At 32.7% G+C, this 22917-nt stretch carries 16 protein-coding genes; 4 read left to right on the top strand and 12 right to left on the bottom strand.

Annotated elements, in window-relative coordinates; genetic code table 11:
* Positions 1 to 4: 4 nt before the first annotated feature.
* From ccoN to ACFSSB_RS05885, 3 genes are all read right to left on the bottom strand, one after another.
* Positions 5 to 2188, bottom strand: a complete 2184-nt coding sequence (gene ccoN, locus ACFSSB_RS05895; RefSeq protein ID WP_379902001.1) for a cytochrome-c oxidase, cbb3-type subunit I — start codon at positions 2186 to 2188, stop codon at positions 5 to 7.
* Between the two features lie 5 nt (positions 2189 to 2193).
* Positions 2194 to 2382, bottom strand: a complete 189-nt coding sequence (gene ccoS, locus ACFSSB_RS05890; protein ID WP_379901999.1) for a cbb3-type cytochrome oxidase assembly protein CcoS — start codon at positions 2380 to 2382, stop codon at positions 2194 to 2196.
* A gap of 128 nt (positions 2383 to 2510) precedes the next feature.
* Entirely contained in the window at positions 2511 to 4883 is a 2373-nt protein-coding gene (locus tag ACFSSB_RS05885; RefSeq protein ID WP_379901997.1) for a heavy metal translocating P-type ATPase, read from the bottom strand.
* A 107-nt stretch (positions 4884 to 4990) separates the two neighbouring features.
* Here ACFSSB_RS05885 and ACFSSB_RS05880 point away from each other — a divergent pair, with 107 nt between their 5' ends.
* The 3 genes from ACFSSB_RS05880 to ACFSSB_RS05870 all read left to right on the top strand — a co-directional run bounded on the left by ACFSSB_RS05880 (position 4991) and on the right by ACFSSB_RS05870 (position 8411).
* Entirely contained in the window at positions 4991 to 5668 is a 678-nt protein-coding gene (locus tag ACFSSB_RS05880; protein ID WP_379901995.1) for a Crp/Fnr family transcriptional regulator, read from the top strand.
* 51 nt (positions 5669 to 5719) lie between these two features.
* Entirely contained in the window at positions 5720 to 6847 is a 1128-nt protein-coding gene (locus ACFSSB_RS05875; protein ID WP_379901993.1) for a vWA domain-containing protein, read from the top strand.
* Positions 6848 to 6944: 97 nt separating this feature from the next.
* The gene (locus ACFSSB_RS05870) at positions 6945 to 8411 is read left to right on the top strand and encodes a magnesium chelatase (protein ID WP_379901991.1); all 1467 of its coding nucleotides are present in this window, start codon (positions 6945 to 6947) and stop codon (positions 8409 to 8411) included.
* A gap of 93 nt (positions 8412 to 8504) precedes the next feature.
* On the opposite strand, the gene ACFSSB_RS05865 is transcribed toward ACFSSB_RS05870, so the two are convergent.
* The 4 genes from ACFSSB_RS05865 to ACFSSB_RS05850 form a co-directional block, all read right to left on the bottom strand.
* Positions 8505 to 9716 carry a bifunctional alpha/beta hydrolase/OsmC family protein gene (locus tag ACFSSB_RS05865; protein ID WP_379901989.1) on the bottom strand — a complete coding sequence of 404 codons (1212 nt, stop codon included), beginning with the start codon at positions 9714 to 9716 and terminating at the stop codon, positions 8505 to 8507.
* A 172-nt stretch (positions 9717 to 9888) separates the two neighbouring features.
* The gene (locus ACFSSB_RS05860) at positions 9889 to 10461 is read right to left on the bottom strand and encodes a YdeI/OmpD-associated family protein (RefSeq protein WP_379901987.1); all 573 of its coding nucleotides are present in this window, start codon (positions 10459 to 10461) and stop codon (positions 9889 to 9891) included.
* A gap of 5 nt (positions 10462 to 10466) precedes the next feature.
* The gene (locus ACFSSB_RS05855; RefSeq protein WP_379901985.1) at positions 10467 to 12107 is read right to left on the bottom strand and encodes a M1 family metallopeptidase; all 1641 of its coding nucleotides are present in this window, start codon (positions 12105 to 12107) and stop codon (positions 10467 to 10469) included.
* 86 nt (positions 12108 to 12193) lie between these two features.
* Positions 12194 to 14392: a bifunctional alpha,alpha-trehalose-phosphate synthase (UDP-forming)/trehalose-phosphatase gene (locus ACFSSB_RS05850; RefSeq protein WP_379901983.1), complete on the bottom strand. Its 2199-nt coding sequence runs from the start codon at positions 14390 to 14392 to the stop codon at positions 12194 to 12196.
* 82 nt (positions 14393 to 14474) lie between these two features.
* On the opposite strand from ACFSSB_RS05850, the gene ACFSSB_RS05845 reads away from it, so the two are divergent.
* Positions 14475 to 16274 carry a glycoside hydrolase family 15 protein gene (locus ACFSSB_RS05845; RefSeq protein WP_379901981.1) on the top strand — a complete coding sequence of 600 codons (1800 nt, stop codon included), beginning with the start codon at positions 14475 to 14477 and terminating at the stop codon, positions 16272 to 16274.
* Between the two features lie 80 nt (positions 16275 to 16354).
* On the opposite strand, the gene ACFSSB_RS05840 is transcribed toward ACFSSB_RS05845, so the two are convergent.
* The 5 genes from ACFSSB_RS05840 to ACFSSB_RS05820 form a co-directional block, all read right to left on the bottom strand.
* Positions 16355 to 18163, bottom strand: coding sequence for an acyl-CoA dehydrogenase family protein (locus tag ACFSSB_RS05840; RefSeq protein ID WP_379901979.1), 1809 nt, complete (start codon positions 18161 to 18163; stop codon positions 16355 to 16357).
* 119 nt (positions 18164 to 18282) lie between these two features.
* Positions 18283 to 19476 carry an acetyl-CoA C-acyltransferase gene (locus ACFSSB_RS05835; protein ID WP_379901977.1) on the bottom strand — a complete coding sequence of 398 codons (1194 nt, stop codon included), beginning with the start codon at positions 19474 to 19476 and terminating at the stop codon, positions 18283 to 18285.
* Positions 19477 to 19550: 74 nt separating this feature from the next.
* Positions 19551 to 19910, bottom strand: a complete 360-nt coding sequence (locus ACFSSB_RS05830) for a four helix bundle protein (RefSeq protein ID WP_379901975.1) — start codon at positions 19908 to 19910, stop codon at positions 19551 to 19553.
* A gap of 51 nt (positions 19911 to 19961) precedes the next feature.
* Complete coding sequence (locus ACFSSB_RS05825; protein WP_379901973.1) at positions 19962 to 22370, bottom strand: 3-hydroxyacyl-CoA dehydrogenase/enoyl-CoA hydratase family protein; 2409 nt, start codon at positions 22368 to 22370, stop codon at positions 19962 to 19964.
* A gap of 7 nt (positions 22371 to 22377) precedes the next feature.
* Positions 22378 to 22827, bottom strand: coding sequence for a MarR family winged helix-turn-helix transcriptional regulator (locus tag ACFSSB_RS05820; RefSeq protein WP_379901971.1), 450 nt, complete (start codon positions 22825 to 22827; stop codon positions 22378 to 22380).
* Between the last annotated feature and the right edge of the window lie 90 nt (positions 22828 to 22917).

Genomic DNA, 22917 nt, shown 5'->3' with positions numbered 1-22917 from the left:
AATTCTAGTTTTGAGCTGTTTCTATATCTTTTACTTTAATATCAGTACCTAAGCGTTGTAAGTAAGCAATAAGTGCAACTATTTCACGATTACGCATTTCAACAAATTCTGGTCCTCCAGCAGCTTTATCCGCTTCATAGGTTTGCGCAAAATCAGGATCTGCATATAGGTTTTTTTCAATTTTAGTACCTTGTTCTAGCATAGCTTGTTGTGCATTTGCTATTTCTTCTTCGGTATAAGGAACTCCTAATTGTACCATGGCTTTCATTTTAGCTTCTGTCATAGATTTATCTAATTCATCTTTAACAATCCATTTATAAGATGGCATGATAGAACCAGAAGAAGTACTTTGCGGATCATACATATGGTTTAGGTGCCAGTTATCAGAGTATTTTCCTCCTATACGATGTAAATCTGGTCCTGTACGTTTACTTCCCCACAAGAAAGGATGGTCATATACAAATTCTCCTGCTTTTGAATATTCTCCGTAACGTTCTACCTCACTTCTAAACGGTCTTACCATTTGTGAGTGACAACTAACACAACCTTCACGAATGTAAATATCACGTCCTTCTAATTCTAAAGGAGTATATGGTTTTACACTAGCAATAGTTGGTATATTAGATTTAACCATAATGGTTGGTACTATTTGTACAATACCACCAATTAAAATAGCAATGGTTGCACCAATAGTTAATTTAATAGGTTTACGTTCTAACCAAGTGTGCCATCCTTCACCAGCAACACGTCTTTTAGATACATGTTGTAATGCAGGAGCTTCGGCTAATTCATCTGTAACTTTACTACCATTTTTAATAGTAACAATTACGTTGTAAACTAGAATAAACATACCTGCTATATATAGTGTACCACCAATAGCACGCATCCAATACATAGGCATAATTTCGGTAACGGTTTCTAAGAAGTTACCATATACTAATGTACCATCAGGATTAAATTGTTTCCACATACTAGCTTGTGTAAATCCAGCAACATACATTGGTAAGGTATACATTATGATACCTAATGTACCAACCCAGAAATGTAGATTAGCTAAACCAGTAGAGAATAATTTAGTTTTAAATAATTTAGGAACTAGGTAATAAATCATACCAAAGGTTAAGAACCCATTCCATGCTAAAGCACCAACGTGTACGTGTGCAATAATCCAATCGGTAAAGTGACCAATTGCGTTTACATTTTTAAGCGAAAGCATTGGGCCTTCAAAAGTAGCCATACCATAACCAGTAATTGCTACAACCATAAATTTTAAAACAGGATCTGTACGCACTTTATCCCAAGCACCACGAAGTGTTAAAAGTCCGTTTATCATTCCTCCCCAAGAAGGCATTAATAACATTATAGAAAAAGCAGTACCTAAACTTTGTGCCCATTCTGGTAAAGCAGTGTATAATAAGTGGTGAGGTCCTGCCCAAATGTATATAAAGATTAAAGACCAAAAGTGAACTATAGATAATCTATAAGAGTATACAGGTCTGTTAGCAGCTTTAGGAACAAAATAGTACATTAAACCTAAAAATGGCGTTGTTAAAAAGAATGCCACTGCGTTATGACCATACCACCATTGTACTAAAGCATCTTGAACTCCTGCATATACAGAATAACTTTTCATTGCACTAATAGGTAGCTCTAAATTATTAAAGATATGAAGTACAGCAACGGTTACAAATGTTGCTATATAAAACCAAATTGCTACATATAAATGACGTTGTCTTCTTTTAAGCATGGTACCAATAAGGTTAATACCAAAAGCCACCCAAATAACAGCAATAGCAATATCAAAAGGCCATTCTAATTCGGCATATTCTTTTGTTGTTGTATACCCTAAAGGTAATGTAATGGCAGCACCAACAATTATGGCTTGCCAACCCCAGAAGTTGATTTTACTTAATAGGTCACTGTACATTCTTGCTTTAAGTAAACGTTGTGTAGAGTAATACACACCAGCAAAAATAGCATTACCAACAAAGGCAAAAATTACAGCATTGGTATGTAATGGTCTTAAACGACCAAAACTTAGCCAAGAAATACCTTCGGTGTAATTTGGGAAAATGAAAAAATATGCCAGCATTAAGCCAACAGCCATTCCTACAACTCCCCAAAAAATGGTAGCGTAAAGGAAATTTTTAACGATTTTGTTATCGTAATAAAATTGTTGTACTTCCATAATAATTAATTCGTCTTTTTAGTTTTTATAGTTGATTTAGTTTGATCTTTAACAAGTTCGTCTTCAAAAAGCATTCTAACCGATGGTGTATAGTTGTCATCAAATTGTCCTCTTTTTAAAGCATAAATAAAAGCTGCAAAAAAAAGAATTGCAACTAAAATACTGATAGTTAGTAATATATATATAACGCTCATACCTATTAGAAGTTATGGTTCAAAACTACAGGAAAACACTTTTTTAAAACATGATTTTTATCATGTTTAAAAAATAATATCATTTATTACATGCATATAGATTAAAATAAAAAGCGGTTTACTTGTTTCTATTTTAATTTTCGTCCTAAAATATTAGTAGCAATGGTTGTAAATACTACAATGCTAATAGAACTTAAAGGCATTAATATTGCAGCTACAACAGGAGCTAATTGCCCTGTAACTGCAAAATATAACCCAATAATGTTGTATATAAAGGATAAAACAAAACTCCATTTTATAATTTTTATAGCACTTTTTGATGCTTTGATATAATTGTAAAGTTGATTGAATTTTGAAGCATCTAAAATGGCATCACAAGCAGGAGAGAATACATTTACGTTTTCAGATAAAGCAATACCAACATTACTTTGTGCTAATGCTCCTGCATCATTTAAACCATCACCAATCATGAGTACTTTAGCTCCTTCGGTTTGATGGTATTTTATGTACTCTAATTTATCGTTTGGTTTTTGATTAAAAATCAACTTTGTTTTGGTAGGCAGTAATTTTTTTAAATTATCTAATTCGCCTTCATTATCTCCAGACAGGATTACCAAATCGTAATGTTTTTTAAGCTTGTTAAAAAGTTTAGCTAGTCCTTTTCTATAACTATTATAAAAAGTATACTTTCCTTTATACGTATTATTGGTACTAATATGCACTGCAGTGTTTAAAACCGAAGTTTCTGTAGAACCAACAAAACTAGCAGAACCAATTTTAATGTTTTCGTTGTTATGTGATGCTTCAATACCTTTACCTAAATGTTCTTCAAAATGATTTAGTGTTATAATATTGTTTTCTTCAAGAATGTTATAAAGCGTTCTACTTAATGGATGGTTAGAACCACGAAGGGTGTTTTTTAGTAATATCTCTTCAGAATTAGAAAGTGTTTCCCCTTCATAGGTAGCTGTACTTTGTTTGTTGGAAGTTATGGTACCTGTTTTATCAAATATTATAGTGTTTATAGCTGCTAATTGTTCAATAACCGAAGCGTTTTTTACATAAAATTTTTGTTTTCCAAAAATACGAAGCAAATTACCAAAGGTAAAAGGAGCAGAGAGTGCAATAGCACAAGGACACGCAATTATTAACACGGCTGTAAATACATTCATGGCTTTAGAAGTGTCTACAAATAGCCAAAAAGTGGTAGCTATAACAGCAATGCTTAACACAGCAATGGTAAACTGTTTACTAATTTTATTGGTTAAGGTTTTAAATGCATCTTCTTTATTTTTACTAAACACATCATTACTCCATAATTGTGTGAGGTAACTTTGTTCTACAGATTTAATGGCTTCCATTTCCATAATTCCAGCAGTTTGTTTACCTCCAGCAAAGAGTTTATCTCCAGATTTTTTACTAACGGTTTCTGATTCTCCTGTAACAAAACTGTAATCAATTCTTGCTTTTCCGTTAATGAGTATTCCGTCAACAGGAATTAACTCTTCATTTCTTATTAGTAATCGGTCTCCTTTTTTTATTTCGTAAACTTGAATTGGAGTTTCTCCTTCTTCCGAAGAAATTTTAGTTACAGCAATAGGAAAATAGGATTTATAATCACGCTCAAACGATAGGAAGGAATATGTTTTTTGTTGAAAAAATTTTCCGAGTAATAAAAAGAAAACCAAACCCGTTAAGCTATCAAAAAATCCGGAACCTAAATCAAAAATAATTTCAGCAGTACTCCTTACAAATAAAACAGTAATACCGAGTGCAATTGGCACATCTATGTTTAAAATTTTTGCACGTAAACCTTTATATGCAGAAATAAAATAATCTTGAGCAGAATAAAAAACTACAGGTAGTGAAAAACTAAACATGAGCCATCTAAACAGGTGTTTGTATTGCTCTAGCCAAAATTCGCCAACTTCAAAATATTCTGGAAACGATAAAAACATGACATTACCAAAAGCAAAACCAGCAATACCTAATTTATAAATAAGACTTCTGTTAATATGCTCTTTTCCTGTTTTAAAATCGTCTAAAGAAATATATGGTTCATAACCAATACTACTTAAAAGTAACACCACTTCTTTAAGTGATGTCTTTTCGGTATTGTAAGTAACACGAACCGTTTTCTTACCAAAATTTACTTGTGAAGCAGTAATACCTGGATTTAATTTATTTCCGTTTTCTAGAATCCAAATACAGGAGCTACAGTGAATATGCGGTATATAAAGCGTGACAATTTGTGTGTTGCCATCATTAAATTCGGTTAGTTTTTCAATAATGTTTTCTTGCCCCAGAAAATCATATTTCCCTTGAATTTCTTTAGGAACTGCTCCTGGTGCTGCTTGCAAGTCATAATAACAAGTTAAATCATTTTCAGAAAAAATTTCATAAACCGTTTTACAGCCATTACAACAAAATGTTTTTTCGTTGTATTTTATAATTGTAGAATCACAAGGATCACCACAATGAAAACAAGTAGACTTGTCCATAATATTTGCTCATTTATACCTGTAGCAAAATTCTTAAAACTTGTTAAATTAAAATATGATATTTGTCAGTTTTTAATTAAATTTACGGAACACTAGAAATATACCCTATGAGTAAATGTGAACAATGTATAGTTAGAAAATTTAATTCGTTAAAAGCGTTGACTAAAGATGAGTTAGTAAGAATTTCTGGTTGTAAAACTTCAAAATTTATAAAAAAGGGAGAAGTGATTTTTGACGAAGGAGAAACTTTAAACGGGGTTTATTGTATTAAAGATGGCATCTGTAAACTTTCAAAGTTAAGTGCTAACGGAAGAGATCAAATAGTAAAACTAGTAGTAAAAGGAGATTTATTAGGCCAAAGATCTTTAGTGGTAGATGAGTCTGCTAATTTAAGTGCTGTAGCACTTAATGATATGGAAGTTTGCTTTATACCAAAGCAGGAGATTATGACTGATTTACATAAAAACCCTGAATTTTCACTAGATGTATTACAGCAAATGGCTTATGATTTAAGAGAAAGTGATGACATTATTGTTAATATGGCTCAAAAATCTGTAAAGCAACGTTTGGCCGAAATTTTAATCTATATTCACGATCATTTTGGTGTAGACTCTAATAATTATTTTAATGTTTTATTATCTAGAGAAGATTATGCTAATGTAGTAGGTACAGCAACAGAGTCTGCAATTAGAATTTTGTCTCAATTTAAAAAAGAAGGACTTATCTCTACTTCTGGTAAACATATACGTATTGAGGATATGGAAGGCTTAAAGCACGTAGAATAATTTTGTTAAAATATTAAAACTAACTTGAAATAGTTGTATTTTTATACAGCTATGAAAAAAGAAAATATATATAAAAAGGGCTTTGTATTTAAAACGTACCAAGCTCCTTCACAATCTCCTTTTGAAAAACTTTTTGATATCTTTAAAGAGTTAATAACACATACTTCTGGAGATTTTGACGAAGCAATAAGTTGGCTTCGTGATTTAAATAAAGAGTATAAATTAACTACTCCAGAATATACTATTGACGACTTTATTGAAGACCTTAAAGCTAAAGGATATATTCGAGAAGAAATTAAACCTAACGGAAAAAAAGGAAATGCAATTACCGCAAAAACCGAACGTGCCATAAGGCAATCTGCACTAGACCAAATTTTTGGAAACATTAAACGTAGTGGCTCTGGAAACCATAAAAGTAAAGGTGTAGGAATAGGAGATGAACACACAGGAGATTTTAGAAACTATCAATTTGGTGATGCTTTAGATAAGGTGTCTATGACAGAGAGTTTACGTAATGCGCAAATAAATCATGGTATTAGCGATTTTAATTTAACTGAAGATGATTTGGTGGTAGAAGAAACCACACACAAATCGCAAATGAGTACGGTGTTAATGATAGATATTAGCCACAGTATGATTCTTTATGGAGAAGATAGAATTACTCCTGCCAAAAAAGTAGCTATGGCTTTAGCCGAATTAATAACTACACGTTACCCAAAAGATACCTTAGATATTTTAGTGTTTGGTAATGATGCTTGGCCAATTAAAATTAAAGATTTACCCTATTTAAATGTAGGTCCTTATCATACAAATACGGTTGCAGGATTACAATTGGCAATGGATTTATTACGCCGTAAACGTAACACTAACAAACAAATTTTTATGATAACCGATGGTAAACCAAGTTGTTTGCGTTTGCCAGATGGTACTTATTATAAAGACAGTAACGGCTTAAATCCGTATATCACCAATAAATGTTATGCACAAGCCCAACAAGCTAGAAAATTACATATTCCTATTACCACTTTTATGATTGCTCAAGACCCTTATTTAATGCAGTTTGTTCAAGAATTTACGCGAGCCAACCAAGGAAAAGCATTTTACACAGGACTTAAAGGTTTAGGAGAAATGATTTTTGAAGATTATGATACCAATAGAAAAAAAAGAATTAAAGGCTAAATAAGATTAAAGAATAAAGAGATAAGAAAAGAGAATTATTGACAAGTATTTAAGGTCTTTTTTCTTGATTCTAACTTCTCTTCACTAAAAATATAATATGAAAATAGATACTATAAATACTTTAGGCGATTTAAAAAACGCTGGATATAAAAGCAAGTCTATAAAAGATGAATTAAGAGATAATTTAATTGAAAAAATAAAGAATAAAACTACTGTTTTTGAAGGAGTACATGGTTATGAAAATACGGTGATTCCTGAATTAGAACGCGCCATTTTATCTAGACATAATATTAACTTCTTAGGATTAAGAGGACAAGCAAAAACACGTTTAGCACGTTTGATGCTGAATTTGTTAGACGAATATATTCCTGTGGTAGCAGGCTCTGAAATTAATGACGACCCATTACAACCAATATCTCGTTTTGCAACAGAATTAATTAAAGAAAAAGGAGATAACACACCAATTACCTGGATGCACAGAAGCGAGCGTTTTGCAGAGAAATTAGCAACACCAGATGTTACTGTAGCAGATATTATTGGTGATGTAGACCCAATAAAAGCCGCAAATTTAAAATTGAGTTATGCAGATGATCGCGTAATTCATTACGGAATGATACCACGTGCAAACCGTTGTATTTTTGTAATTAATGAGTTGCCAGATTTACAAGCCAGAATTCAAGTGGCTTTGTTTAATATTTTACAAGAAGGAGATATACAAATACGTGGATTTAAATTGCGTTTGCCTTTAGATATGCAGTTTATATTTACCGCAAATCCAGAAGATTATACCAATAGAGGAAGCATAGTAACTCCTTTAAAAGATAGAATTGGCTCGCAAATATTAACGCATTATCCAACAGATATTGAAACGGCTAAAATTATTACGCAACAAGAGGCAAAGTCTGATGCCAGACAAAAAGAAAGTATTCACGTACCAGAATTAGCCAAAGATTTGCTAGAACAAATTGTGTTTGAGGCTCGTGATAGTGATTTTATAGACGAAAAAAGTGGTGTAAGTGCTCGTTTAAGTATTACTGCTTTTGAAAATTTGTTAAGCACAGCAGAATTAAGAGCTTTAAAGTCTGAAGATGCAGATACTACTATACGTTTGTCTGACTTTTTAGGGATTATTCCTGCCATTACAGGTAAGGTAGAATTGGTTTATGAAGGCGAACAAGAAGGTGCAGCACAAGTAGCTTATAACTTAATTGGTGAAGCTGTAAAAAGTTTGTTTCCTGAGTTTTTTCCGAAGATTGAAAAATTAAAAAAACAAGAAGATACAAGTCCTTATGATGATATTGTATCCTGGTTTTTTAATAATGCAGACGGATTTGAGTTGTTAGATGATTTGCGTGATAAAGAATACAAAGCACTATTAGATGCAGTAGCTCCTTTAGACGATTTATTAGCAGAACACCAACCAAAACTTTCAAAAGAAGAAAGCTATTTTGTAAAAGAATTTGTGCTTTGGGCTTTAGTAGAGTATAAGCTATTGAGTAAACATCGTTTTACCGAAGGGATTCAGTTTAAAGATCCTTATGGTAGTTTTATTAGTGGATTATAAGAAAAGTGTAATAATTTTTTAAAGGAAAAATAAGTAAAGAATTTCATTATATAACTAATGAGATTCTTTACTTACTTTTTAAAAGATAACGAATTAAACCAATTTAGTAAGCACTTGTATGTCACTATGCAAGGTTTTGTGTACAGGACACTTGTTAGCAATTTGAAGAATACGTTGTTTTTGTTTTTCGTCTAAATTTCCGGTAAGTTTAATATCTCTATTAAAGGTATCTATTTTTACTTCTTTATTTTCACCATTCACAGCTACCTGCTTTGCAATTTTAGTGTGTGAGGTATGGACTTCAATATTTTGTAAATCCCAATCTTTTCGTTTTACATACATTTGTACTGTTATTGCAGTACAAGCAGAAAGTCCTGCAGAAACTAACTCATAAGGCGAAGGACCAAAATCATTACCACCATAACTTATAGGCTCATCTGCCATCATGGTATGGTTTCCTACAGTCATTTGTGTGGTATAACCATCTTGCGCATCTAGGCTAGCTACCGCTTGGTGCGAAGTACTAATTTTTTCTGTTTTAGGAATAGAAATATATCGTTTTGCCCAAGTAGCAATAACGCTTCCTGCGTAAATAGAATCTTCTTTTTTCATTAATAAATGGTCTGCACCATCAAGCGTTACAAAACTTTTAGGGTGTCTTGCTGCTACATAAATCTCTTCTGCATTTTCTATACCAACAGTGGTGTCTTGAGGAGAATGCATAACCAATAACGCTTTGCCTAATTTTTTAGCAACCTGAGGTAGCGATTTGGTTTCAATATCTTCTAAAAATTGTTTTTTAATGGTAAATGCTCTTCCGCCAATTTGCACGTTTGCTTTTCCTGTTGCATTTATTTCTGCAACGCTGTTTTGTATTAAATGCTGTACGTGTTTTGGGTTAGAAGGCGCTCCTATAGTAGCTATAGCTTTTACCGATGGTATTCTTGATCCTGCAAAAATAACAGCAGCTCCACCTAAAGAATGACCAATAAAAAGGGTAGGAGCAGTATAGTTTTCTTTTAAATAATTAGAAGCACTAATTAAATCTTCTACATTTCCTGAAAAGTTGGTGTCTTCAAAGGTACCTTCACTTTCTCCTAAACCTGTAAAATCAAAACGCAATACACCAAAACCGTTAGCTGTTAATTCACGGGTTATATTTTTTACAGCAGATAAGTTTTTATTGCATGTAAAACAATGGGCAAATATGGCAAAGTTATGAGGATGTTGGTTTATTGGGAGCTCTAACCTACCAACTAATTGTTGCCCTTCAGCGTTTGTAAAATTTATTTTTTGAATATTCATTTTTATAGCATTTTATATTCAGTCGAAATAATAAAAAAGCCTTTCACTTATAAATAAAGTATCCTTTTACTTTATGAAGACCTCTAGATAGAAGAATTTAATATTCTTCCGTTTTATTTATGAAAGAAGCAGAACTATTATTCTCCTTTATAGGTTTACCAAGTTTATGCGTTTACCGAGAATTTCTAGATTTAATATTGGCTTGGCAAAGTTTTATAATTTCAGAAATTCTTTTTTCTCTTGTAGCTTCTCGTTTTGCGCTATGTAACCAATACAAATATTGTTTTCTGTAAGAAGGAGCAAAGTTGTTGTAATTTTCAAAGGCTTTAGGGTTTTTGCTAAAAGCAAGTTGTAAAGCTTCAGGAATGATGCCTTTTTCTACAGGATCTAAAGCAGACCAACTTCCGTTTTGTTTACCAATTTTAATGCTTTCCATTCCTTTAGGATGCATTAAATCTTTAGCCAATAGATCTTTAATGTGTTTTTTGTTTACAGCACTCCACACACTTTTAGCATTTCTTTTACAAAAGTATTGTCTGCGTTTTCCGTTTCCTAAACTCTTTACAGTACTATCAATCCAACCATAACATAAAGCAACTCTTACTGCTTCTTCCCAGCGCATACTTTCTTTTTCGTGGTCTACTTTATAAAAGATGAGGTAGATACCATTACTGTTGTCATGGTTAACATGCAACCATTCACGCCATTCCGTATCCGATTTAAAGTAAAGCTCTACTAAAGACATTGGTGTTATAGCTTTATAGATTTTACGTAAAAATCTTCATCAATTTTAATAGTATCACTTTTTATAGATAATGTTTTCCAGGTATTATTAGGGAAAATCCATTGTGTTTTATTAGCTATAAGTACTTGAATTGGCATATCAAAACCATCGACTATATTTGTCCATCTATATTTTAATTGCTTGTTTTCTATTTTGTATTCAAGCGTAGGAATTCTAGTATCTCTTAAATATTGATTAAAAAAAGCAGTTAAATCTATTCCTGATTGTTCACTTAAATAATTTTCAACTTGTTCTGTAGTAACCGTTTGGTGGTAAAAGGTTTTGTTTAAACCACGTAAAATTTGTCTCCATTTTTCATCATCTTCAATAAGTTGGCGTAAGGTGTGTAGCATATTACCACCTTTGTTATACATATCACCAGAACCTTCATGGTTTACGTTGTATTGACCAATAATAGGTCTGTCATTTCTAATACCATTTCTAGTTCCTATTACATATTTAGCAGAAGATTCTTTTCCATAGTAATAATCTAAAAACAGATTTTCTGAATAGTTGGTAAAGCTTTCATGAATCCACATATCTGCTATATCTACATTGGTAATATTATTTGCAAACCACTCATGACCAGCTTCGTGAATAATAATAAAGTCAAATTTTAAACCTTCACCTGTTCCAGAAAGGTCTTTACCTAAATACCCTTTTTTATATTGGTTTCCGTAGGTTACAGAACTTTGGTGTTCCATACCTAAATAAGGAACTTCTACTAATTTAAAACTGTCTTCATAAAAAGGATAAGGACCAAACCAATGCTCAAAAGCTTTCATCATTTTAGGAGCATCTTTAAAGTGCTCTTTTGCTTTTTCAAGATTGTCTTTTAGCACATAATAATTCATGTCTAAATCGCCTTTTTCTCCTTTAAAAACTTCAGAAAAATTAGCATAATCACCAATATTTATATTTACACCATAATTATTTATTGGGTTGGCAACATGCCAATTGGTGGTAATTGTTTCATTATTATTGTCTACAACACTTTTAAGTCTTCCGTTAGAAACATTCATTAAACCTTTAGGTATGGTTACACTAATATCCATACTGTCTACTTCGTCATACATATGGTCTTTGTTTGGCCACCAAACGCTAGCACCAAGTCCTTGGCAAGAGGATGCAATAAAATGCTTATTGTTATTGTCTTTTTTCCAAGAGATTCCTCCATCCCAAGGAGCACGAATAGCTTCGCGAGGTTTTCCTTGATAATAGGCAATAACGCTATTTATTTCTCCAATATTTTGTTGGTCTTTTAACATTACAAAATGCGCATTACCATCATGTTTTATTTCTAATTCTTTACCATTTTGCGTCACTTTAGTAAGCTGTAAAGGCTTTTGTAAATCTATTTGTAGCACTTGATATGGTTTTAAAACTCTATACTGAATAGTGTTTTTTCCTGCAATAGATTTTTCTTCAGGATATACCTCTATATCTAAGTGGTAATAAGTTAAATCCCACCATTCACGCTCTGGAGTAATGCTTCCGCGTAAAGTATCTTGTCTGGTAAAATTGTTTTTTTCTTGTAATAACTGCGCATTACTATACGTTAAAGGAAATATTAAAAAAACAACTAGGAAAAATAAAGGTGATTTCATTGCTATAAATTTACTCAAACTTACAAAAATATAAGCGAGTGGTTAAAGGTGTTATTGTTAAAAAAATGGTAATTAAAAAGGGTTTTTTAAACGAGTTCTTTTAACAATTCTCGAACTTTATTAGGATCTTTGATTTGATATTTTGCTTTTGTTTTTACGTACCCAATTTTAATGGTTGTGGCATAATCTGGTGCTACTTCAAACATATATTCATCTGTCCAATCATCTCCCATGATTAAAACAAAATCATAGTCATCTTTCATTAAAAGTTGGCTTGTTGCTCTTCCTTTATTTACGTTGCTACTTTTTATTTCTATTACTTTATTTCCTTGTAAAACAGATAACTCATTATTAGTAACCATACTGGTTAGTACAGTATTTAGTTCCATAGTACGTATTTGTGCCAGTTCTGGATCTGCTGTTCTATAATGCCAAGCCAAAGAGTATTCTTTTTCTTCAATAAATGTACCAGGAGTTCTATCTACAAAAGTTTCTAGTATTGGTTTAATATTAGACATCCATTCGGTTTTTAAGATTTCTAAAGGAGTCCATTTTTTATCTTCTCTAATCCAAACACCATGATCTGTAATTAAATCATAATCTTTATGGTTATACCATTTTTCAAAAGTAGCTTTATCTCTTCCGCTAATAAGGCAAAGTTTTGTGTTCTCTTGGTTTTGAAAAGCATCTAAAAGCGCAAAAAGTTCTGCATCTGGTTTTGCATCTTGCGGATTGTCTTTAAAGCCAACCAAAGTGCCATCATAATCAAGAAGAACTAATTTGTTTTTTGCTTTTTTAAATTTTTCAATAATATTGTTTTCTTCTATGGTATTTAATTTTTTAGAAACTACAATTTCTTGCAATTGGTTGGTGTCTTCTAAGGTGCTTAAAAATTCTTTTGCCCATTTTTCTACATCATAGCGTTTTAAACGCTTTTGTAGAATTTTCATTCTATTATTTTGTTCTTCTAAAGGCATGGTTAATGCTTTATCTAAGGCTGTAGCAAAATCTTCAAAACTATTTGGGTTTATTAAAATAGCTTCATTCATTTCTTTGGCAGCACCAGCCATTTCACTTAAAATAAGTACACCATCTAAATTGGTACGTGTGGCTACATATTCTTTAGCAACCAAATTCATACCATCTCTAACAGGTGTAATTAAAGCAACGTCTGAAGAGGTATAAAGGTCAATTAAGTTTTCAAAAGGTAAGGATCTGTAAAAATACCAAATGGGAGTCCAACTAACGGTTGAAAATTCACCATTTATACGACCTACTAATTCGTCTGTTTCACGTTTTAATCTTTGGTATTGTGGCACGTTAGAACGCGAAGGAACAGCTAACATGATTAGCCTTACTTTTTCTTTGTATTGCGGATAAGTATTTAAAAAATGTTCAAATGCTTTTAACCTATTAGGAATCCCTTTAGTGTAATCTAGTCGATCAATAGAAAGGATGAATTTTTTATCATCTCCTTCATTTAGATGCGCATCTAAACGTTTTTGAAGTTCAGATATATTTGTATCTGGATTATTATGTGTGAGTGCAGCTTCATGAAATTTGTTATAATCAATTCCCATAGGAAAAGAATCTACTTTAACAATTCTGTCATGATAAGTAATTTCATTAAAATTAACATCTAAGCGTAAAATTCTTTTTACAGAGCTTAAAAAATGACGTTCGTAATCATAGGTATGAAAACCAATAAGATCTGCACCTAGCATACCTGTTAAGATTTCTTCACGCCAAGGGAAGGTTCTAAATATTTCATAAGAAGGAAACGGAATATGTAAAAAGAAACCTATAGTTACATCTGGTCTTACATCTTTAATAAGTTGCGGCAAAAGCAATAATTGGTAATCGTGTACCCAAACAGTATCTCCTTCTTCAATAGTTTCTAAAACTACTTCAGCAAATTTTTGGTTAACACGTTTGTAGGCTTCCCATTGTGTGTTTTCAAATTCGCTATATTCTAAAAAATAATGAAAAAGAGGCCAAAGCGTTCGGTTACTAAACCCTAAATAATAATCGTTAAGATCTTCTTCGGTAAGTCCAACGGCTTTACATTTTTCTTTTTCAATTTTAGCGTTTACTTCTTTTTTTAAGGATGCATCTAGTTCTTCATCTGTTATTCCAGACCAGCCAACCCAAACACCATTTCCTTCTGCATGCACCGATTTCATTCCTGTTGCAAGGCCTCCAACGCTTGGTGATACGTTAAGTTTATCTTGTTCTATTGAAATTTGAAGTGGTAATCTGTTAGAAACTATTATTGTTTTATTCATACTAATATTTTGGTTGGTTTTATAGATTTTCGTTAATTTAAAGAAATTGCAAGTTATACCATCATTTAAAACAAAAAAATTAATGAATAATTTAGATTACGGAATTATAGGAAATTGTAGAAGTGCCGCTTTAGTGTCCAAAAAAGCATCCATAGATTGGTGTTGTTTACCCAAATTTGATTCTGCATCTGTATTCGCAAAGCTGTTAGATGATGAAATAGGAGGGAGCTTTGGTTTTGAGGTAGATGAAGGTTATACTACCGAACAATTTTATCAAGAAAATACAGCTATTTTAGTTACGCGTTTTAGTAAAGACAATGATGTTTTTGAAGTTATTGACTTTATGCCAAGATATCATAAACCAAACGGAACTTACCATTCGCCTCCAGAATTTATTAGATATATAAAATACGTTTCAGGAAAACCAGAACTACAGGTTGCTTATGATCCTAAATTAGAATATGCAAAAGGGGTTACTTCAACCTATGTAAAAGATGATTTTATTGTGAGTTTGAATAATGAAGACACTTATGACACCTTATTTTTGTATACCGATTTAGATAAAGAAGCAGTATTAAATGGGGATACAATAAGTATAGATGCCGATCATTTTTTCTTGGCAGGTTATAATGAAAAACTATTTGTTCCGCATTTAAAATATGCAAGTTTAGAGTATGAACGTACTAAAGTATACTGGTTAAATTGGTTAGAACGCACACCAACATATAAAAAGTACAACGAACAAATATCGCGTAGTGCAATGACTTTAAAGTTATTGAGTTACGATAAAACGGGAGCTGTTTTAGCAGCAGCAACTACGTCTTTGCCAGAAACTATTGGTGAAGTTAGAAATTGGGATTATCGTTTTTGTTGGATTCGAGATGCCTCTATGGTAATTAAGGTAATGTCTCAACTTGGGCATAAAAATATAGCACGACGCTACCTTAGGTTTATTATTGATTTAATGCCAGATAAAGATGAGAAATTACAAATTATGTATGGTATTAGTGGAGAAAAGAAACTTACCGAAGAATCTTTAGATCATCTTTCTGGATATAAAGGCTCAAGTCCTGTTAGAGTAGGAAACGCTGCTTATATGCAAAAACAGAATGATATTTATGGTATTTTAATGGATGTTATTCATCAATTACTACTTAACTTTAGTAATGATATTGATAATGGTGAAGAGCTGTGGACCATGACCAAAGGTATAGTTTGGGTGGTTAGTAAGCATTGGCAAGAACCAGATAAAGGTATTTGGGAGTTTAGAGAAGGCGATCAACATTTTACTTTTTCTAAAGTCCTTTGTTGGACAGCAGTTGACAAGGCCATTAAGGTATCTAAGCTTTTAGGGAAAACCTCTAAGTTGCCAAAATGGGAAGCTTTAGAAGAGGAAATACGCAAAGATATTATGGAAAATGCATGGAACGAAAAAGTACAAGCATTTACCCAAGCTTATAACTCACCAGATTTAGATGCTTCTGTTTTACTCATGGAGTCTTATGGTTTTATTGATGCCAAACACCCAAAGTTTGTAAGTACAGTTAAAGCTATTGAGCAAAACCTTTGTTATGAAGGATTACTATATAGATATAAAAATAAAGATGATTTTGGTTTGCCTTCATCATCTTTTACTATTTGTACTTTTTGGTTTATTAATAGTTTATATAAGATAGGAGAGGAGCAAAAAGCCACAGAACAATTTGAAAAACTATTATGTTATGGTAATCACTTAGGCTTGTTTAGTGAAGATATTGATTTTAAAACCAAACGTTTATTAGGAAACTTTCCGCAAGCGTATTCGCATTTAGCATTAATTGAAACAGCTATTAATTTATCTAATGTAACTGCAGAAGAGCGAGTAAAAGGCATTATAAGTTAGTTTTTTAGCATTTAAGTAATATAGCAATAAAAAAACCACTTCAATTTGAAGTGGTTTTTAATTTTAATAATCCGTAGTATTTAAAAACAGTATTTGTTTTCTGCTTTTACTTTTTCGGCAATCTCGATACGTAAATCTACAATATCTGGATAGTTTGCATATTTTGTAAAACGTTTAAGTCCCATTAACATCATACGTTGTTCGTCACCTTCGGCAAAAGAAATAATACTTTCTTTTCCTTTTTCTTCTACAATATCTACAGCATGATATAAATATAATTTAGCCATTGCAATTTGAGCAGATTGCTCTTTTTCGCTAGTGCGTTTTACGTTTTTCTCTGTTCTTAAAATGGCAGACTCAGCCATGTATATTTCAATTAAAATATCTGCAGCAGCAATAAGTAATTGTTGGTGATCTTCAAGGTTTTGTCCGTATTTTTGAACAGCACCACCAGCAACCATTAAAAATGCTTTTTTCAATTTCTTGATCATTTCTTTTTCTTCTGAAAATAATTCGGAATAATCAGGAGTATCAAAAGAAGGAATACCCATTAGTTCTTCTTGCACTTTTTGAGCAGGACCTAATAAGTCTACATGACCTTTCATTGCTTTTTTAACAAGCATACCAACGGTTAGCATTCTATTGATTTCGTTAGTACCTTCGTAGATACGAGCAATTCTAGCATCTCTCCATGCAGCTTCCATAGGAGTTTCTTCAGAGAATCCCATTCCTCCAAAAATTTGAATACCTTCATCTGCACAGTTTTGTACATCTTCAGACACAGCAACTTTTAAAATAGAACATTCTATAGCGTATTCTTCTACACCTTTAAGTTCTGCTTCTTGATGCGAGTTACCACTAGCAACTCTTAAAGCAATTCTATCTTCAATATTTTTAGCAGCTCTATAGGTTGCAGATTCACCAGCATAAGCGCTAGCAGCCATTTCTGCTAATTTGGTTTTAATAGCACCAAAATCTGCAATAGGTGTTTTAAATTGTTTACGCTCATTAGCATAGGTTACTGCAGTGGTTAAAATTCTTCTTTGCGAATCTAAACAAGCAGCTGCTAGTTTAATACGACCAACGTTTAATGCATTCATTGCAATTTTAAAACCTTCACCACGACCCGCTAACATATTTTCAACAGGAACAACAGTATCATTAAAAAATACTTGTCGTGTAGAAGAGGCACGAATACCTAATTTGTGTTCTTCTTCCCCTAAAGTAATTCCGTTAGGATTTTCTTTATCATACTCAACAATAAAACCTGTAATATTTTTATCGTTTTCAATACGAGCAAAAACAATCATCAAGCTACAGAAACCTGCATTAGAGATCCACATTTTTTGTCCGTTAATTTTATACGATTTTCCATCAGCTGAAAGTTCTGCTGTAGTTTTACCAGAGTTAGCATCAGATCCTGCACCAGGTTCTGTTAAACAGTAAGCACCAAACCACTCACCAGTAGCTAATTTAGGCACGTATTTTTGTTTTTGTTCTTCGGTACCATATAATGTAATTGGCATAGTACCAATACCTGTATGTGCACCAAAAGCAGTACTGAAAGAACCAGTACCAGAAGAAATATAATCACAAGTTAAAACCGTAGAAACAAACCCCATTCCTAAACCATCATAAGCTTCAGGAACTGCAACACCTAAAAAACCTAATTCACCAGCTTTACGCATCACTTCTTCTGTTAATGCATAGTCTTTTGCTTCAAATCTTGGTTTATTTGCAATGATTTCACGTTCGTTGAACTCCATTACAGCATCTTTCATCATGGTTTGTTCTTCTGAAAAATCTTCAGGAGTAAACACGTCTTCACATTTTGTTTCTTTTACTAAGAATTGACCTCCTCTTAAGATGTCTTTTTCAGTTGCTTCCATTTTATAGTATTGTATTAGTTTTTTATTAATAATTGTATGTTCGAGCGCAGTCGAGAACTTTTTTAATATTGTCCGATCCATAAGGTCTCGACTACGCTCGACCGGACAGTTTTATTATTCTAATTTAAGAATTCAAATATTCCACAAGCACCTTGTCCTGTACCAACACACATGGTAACTGCACCATATTTTCCTTTCATGTCACGCTTACGCATTTCATCAAAAAGTTGTACAGATAGTTTTGCTCCAGTACATCCTAATGGATGTCCAAGTGCAATAGCACCACCATTTACGTTAATAATATCTGGATTAAGATGTAACTCTCTAATTACTGCTAAAGATTGTGATGCAAATGCTTCGTTTAATTCAATTAAGCCTAAATCATCTTGTTTTAATCCTGCTTGTTTTAATGCTTTCGGGATTGCTTTTACTGGTCCAATTCCCATGATACGAGGTTCAACACCTGCAGCAGCATAGTTCACCATTCTAGCAATTGGTTCTAAACCTAGTTCTTTCACCATGTCTTCACTCATTACCATTACAAAGGCAGCACCATCACTCATTTGCGACGAGTTACCAGCAGTAACACTTCCTCCAGCAGCAAATACTGCTCTAAGTTTTGCTAAAGCTTCTTTGCTAGTTCCTTTTCTAGGACCTTCATCTTTAGTTACTGTGTATGATTTTGTTGCTTTTTTTCCGTTAGCGTCAACATAAGTTTGTTCTACTTCAATAGGTACTATTTGGTCTTGAAAACGATCTTCAGCTTGCGCTTTTAACGCTTTCATGTGTGAATTGTATGCAAATTCATCTTGGTCTTCACGAGATACGTTAAACTGTTTAGCAACAGCTTCTGCCGTATTTCCCATTCCCCAATAATAATCTTCATGGCCAGCTTTTACAATATCGTAGTTTAATTCTGGTTTAAAACCAGTCATTGGTACACTACTCATGCTTTCTGCACCACCAGCAATAATACAATCTGCCATTCCGGCTTGTATTTTTGCCGTTGCCATACCAATAGTTTCTACTCCAGAAGAGCAAAAACGGTTAACGGTTACACCAGGAACATCTACAATATCTAATCCCATTAAAGAGATTAAACGTGCCATATTTAATCCTTGTGAACCTTCGGGCATTGCGTTACCAACAATTACATCGTCAATACGCTTAGGGTCTAAATTTGGCAACTCTTTCATCATGTGTTTGATGGTTTCTGCAGCCAATTCATCTGTTCTTTTAAAACGGAACACGCCTTTTGGTGCTTTACCAACTGCGGTTCTATATGCTTTTACTATATATGCTTGTTTGTTCATAGTTCTATTTGTTTTTTGAAAAAAGAATCTAGAATCTAGACGACTAGAAATTAGACTTATTCTCTGTGTCGTTATTATTCTTCTAAATTATCGATAAATTTTCCTAACATTTTTTGAATCTGAGATATTTTATTTTCTAACTCTTCAAACTTATTTTTGTTTAAATACCTTTCATTGTAAGAAACAATTAACTGTGTTTCCCATTCGAAAGCTGAACCTAGACTATTCTCTAAATACTTTTTGAAATGTCTATTTGTGCTTTTACTTGAACCTTCTGAAATATTTGAAGGTATAGAAACTGCACATCTATTCATTTGGCTAACTAAATTGAATTTCTCTATTTCGGGAAAAGATCTAGTCAATTTGTAATTGTCACTAACTAGTGCAATTGCATCTTGCCAAACTTTTAATTTTTTAAAATTATGTCTTCCCATCTTGTTTGAAACTCTATTCGTCTATAATCTAGTGTCTAACTGTCTATCTGTCTAATTTCTTAATGGTTTCCCTTTGGTTAACATGTGTTGAATTCTTTCTAATGTTTTTCTTTCAGTACAAAGAGAAAGGAATGCTTCACGCTCTAGATCTAATAAATACTGTTCGTTAACTAAAGTTGGTTCTGATAAATCACCACCAGCCATTACGTACGCTAATTTATTAGCAATTTTCATATCGTGCTCTGAAATGTAATTAGAGTCTTGCATAGAGTCAGTTCCTACTAAAAACATACCTAAAGCTTGTTTACCAAGTACTTTTATGTCTTTGCGTTTTACAGGTTGTGTATAACCAGCGTTAGCCATTAACATAGCGTGTTGTTTGGCAACTGCTATTTGGCGATCTTTATTAACTACAACGACATCTTTTCCTTTTTGTAGTAAGTTTAAATCGAATGCTTCATAAGCTGAAGTAGATACTTTTGCCATACCAATAGTTAAGAAATGCTCTTGTAAAACATTAAGTTGTACATCTCCTTTTTGAAAAAGGTCTTGTGCTCTTAACGCCATTTCTTTAGAACCTCCACCACCAGGAATAACACCAACACCAAACTCTACAAGTCCCATGTATGTTTCTGCTGCTGCAACTACTTTATCTGCGTGAAGTGATAACTCACAACCACCACCTAAAGCCATTCCGTGAGGAGCAGAGATAGTTGGAATAGAGGAGTAGCGCATACGCATCATAGTATCTTGGAAGTATTTAATAGCCATATTAAGCTCGTCATACTCTTGTTCTGCAGCCATCATAAAAATCATTCCGATGTTTGCACCTACAGAGAAGTTTGCCGCTTGGTTACCAACTATTAATCCAGCAAAATCTTTTTCAGCTAAATCAATACCTTTATTTAAACCTGCAAGAACGTCTCCACCAATGGTATTCATTTTAGATTGGAATTCTACGTTTAGTATTCCGTCACCTAAATCTTCAATAACAACACCAGAATTTTTAAATACTTCGTTTGTTTTTCTAATATTATCTAAGATGATAAATGCATCTTGACCAGGAATTTTTGTTTGTTTTTTTGAAGGAATATCATAATAATAAGAAGCACCTTCTTTTACTGTATAAAAGGAAGTATTTCCTGAAGCAATCATGTCATTAACCCAAGCAGCAGGTTCTAAACCTTCGGCTTTCATTAATTCGATTCCTTTTTCTACACCAATAGCATCCCAAATTTGGAAAGGACCATGTTGCCAACCGAAACCAGCTTTCATGGCATCATCAATTTTATAAAGCTCGTCTGAAATTTCAGGAATACGATTGGATACGTAAGCAAATAAAGCAGTAAAGCTTTTTCTGTAAAATTCACCCGCTTTATCTTTTCCTTTAACTAATACTTTAAAACGATCTACTACTTTATCAATAGTTTTAGTCATTTCTAAAGTAGCAAATTTTGCTTTTTTAGCAGAACGATATTCTAAGGTGTTTAGGTCCAGTGAAAGAATTTCTTTTTTCCCTTCGGCAGAAACACTTTTTTTGTAAAAACCTTGTTTTGTTTTACTTCCTAACCATTTGTTTTCCATCATGGTATTGATGAAATCTGGTAATTCAAACAACTCTAAACGTTCGTCATTTGGACAGTTTTCTCTAATTCCGTTTGCTACGTGAACCAAAGTATCTAAACCAACCACATCTACTGTACGGAAGGTTGCCGATTTAGGACGACCAATTACTGGTCCTGATAATTTATCTACTTCTTCAATAGTTAAATCTAAATCTTTTACTGCGTGAAATAAACTTTGAATGCTGAAAATACCAATTCTGTTTCCTATAAAAGCAGGAGTATCTTTAGCAACAACAGAGGTTTTTCCTAAGAATTTTTCGCCATATTCATTTAAAAACTCAAGAACAGAAGCATCTGTTTTTGGTCCAGGAATGATTTCAAATAATTTTAAGTAACGTGCAGGATTAAAGAAGTGTGTTCCGCAGAAATGTTTCTGGAAATCTTCGCTACGTCCTTCGTTCATGAATTTAATTGGAATTCCTGAAGTGTTTGATGTAATTAGGGTTCCTGGAGTTCTGTATTTTTCTAGTTTTTCAAAAACTTGTTGTTTAATATCCAACCTTTCTACTACAACTTCCATAATCCAATCTACATCAGCAACTTTAGCAATATCGTCTTCTAAATTACCTGTGGTAATACGACTTGCAAAAGCTTGACTGTAAATAGGAGAGGGTTTAGATTTTAACGATGCTTTTAAAGCGTCATTAACTAATCTGTTTCTTACGACTTTGTCTTCTAAAGTTAATCCTTTAGCTTTTTCTTTGTCGTTTAGTTCTCTAGGAACAATGTCTAATAATAATACATCTACACCAATATTGGCGAAGTGACAGGCAATTCCTGATCCCATAATTCCGGAACCTACAATTGCTACCTTTTTAATTCTACGTTTGCTCATATTTGTTTTAAAGTGTGTTCTTTTTATTGTAAATCTTTTTATTTGAAATCATATTGTTGATGACTTCAGCTACTTTTTGAAAATTTTCTAATTCTTCTGGTGTTACATTGTTTTTTATTGCTTCATTAAAGGTTAGTACTTTTTCTTTAGAGTAGTTTCTTTTTTTAACCCCAAATTCGGTTAAAAAAATAAGTACGCCACGACCATCTTCAGGATTAGGTTTTCTAATGATTAAACCTCTTTTTTCCATGTTTTTTAAAGTACGAGAAAGACTGGTTGCTTCCATTCCCATTTTTGGACCAAGAGAAGTAGATGGTGTACCATTTATTGGGTCTATACTAAGTAATGCAAAACCTGTAGCCATAGTGCTATCAAATTTTGACGCTTCTTCATTATACATTTTGGTAACAGCTAACCAAGTTGTTCTTAGTATATAATCTATTGTTGCATCTTTCATTTAGGTAATTTTGATACCCAAATATACAAAAATATACTATGCACGCATAATAAATATAAAAAAAAATACGGATAAATTGCAAAACTCCTA

The sequence above is a fragment of the Lacinutrix gracilariae genome (genome assembly GCF_042684485.1).
In the GTDB taxonomy this organism is placed as follows: Bacteria; Bacteroidota; Bacteroidia; order Flavobacteriales; family Flavobacteriaceae; genus Oceanihabitans; species Oceanihabitans gracilariae.
Note: the sequence above shows the minus strand (reverse complement) of the source record. Positions and strands in the feature narration are given on the sequence as shown.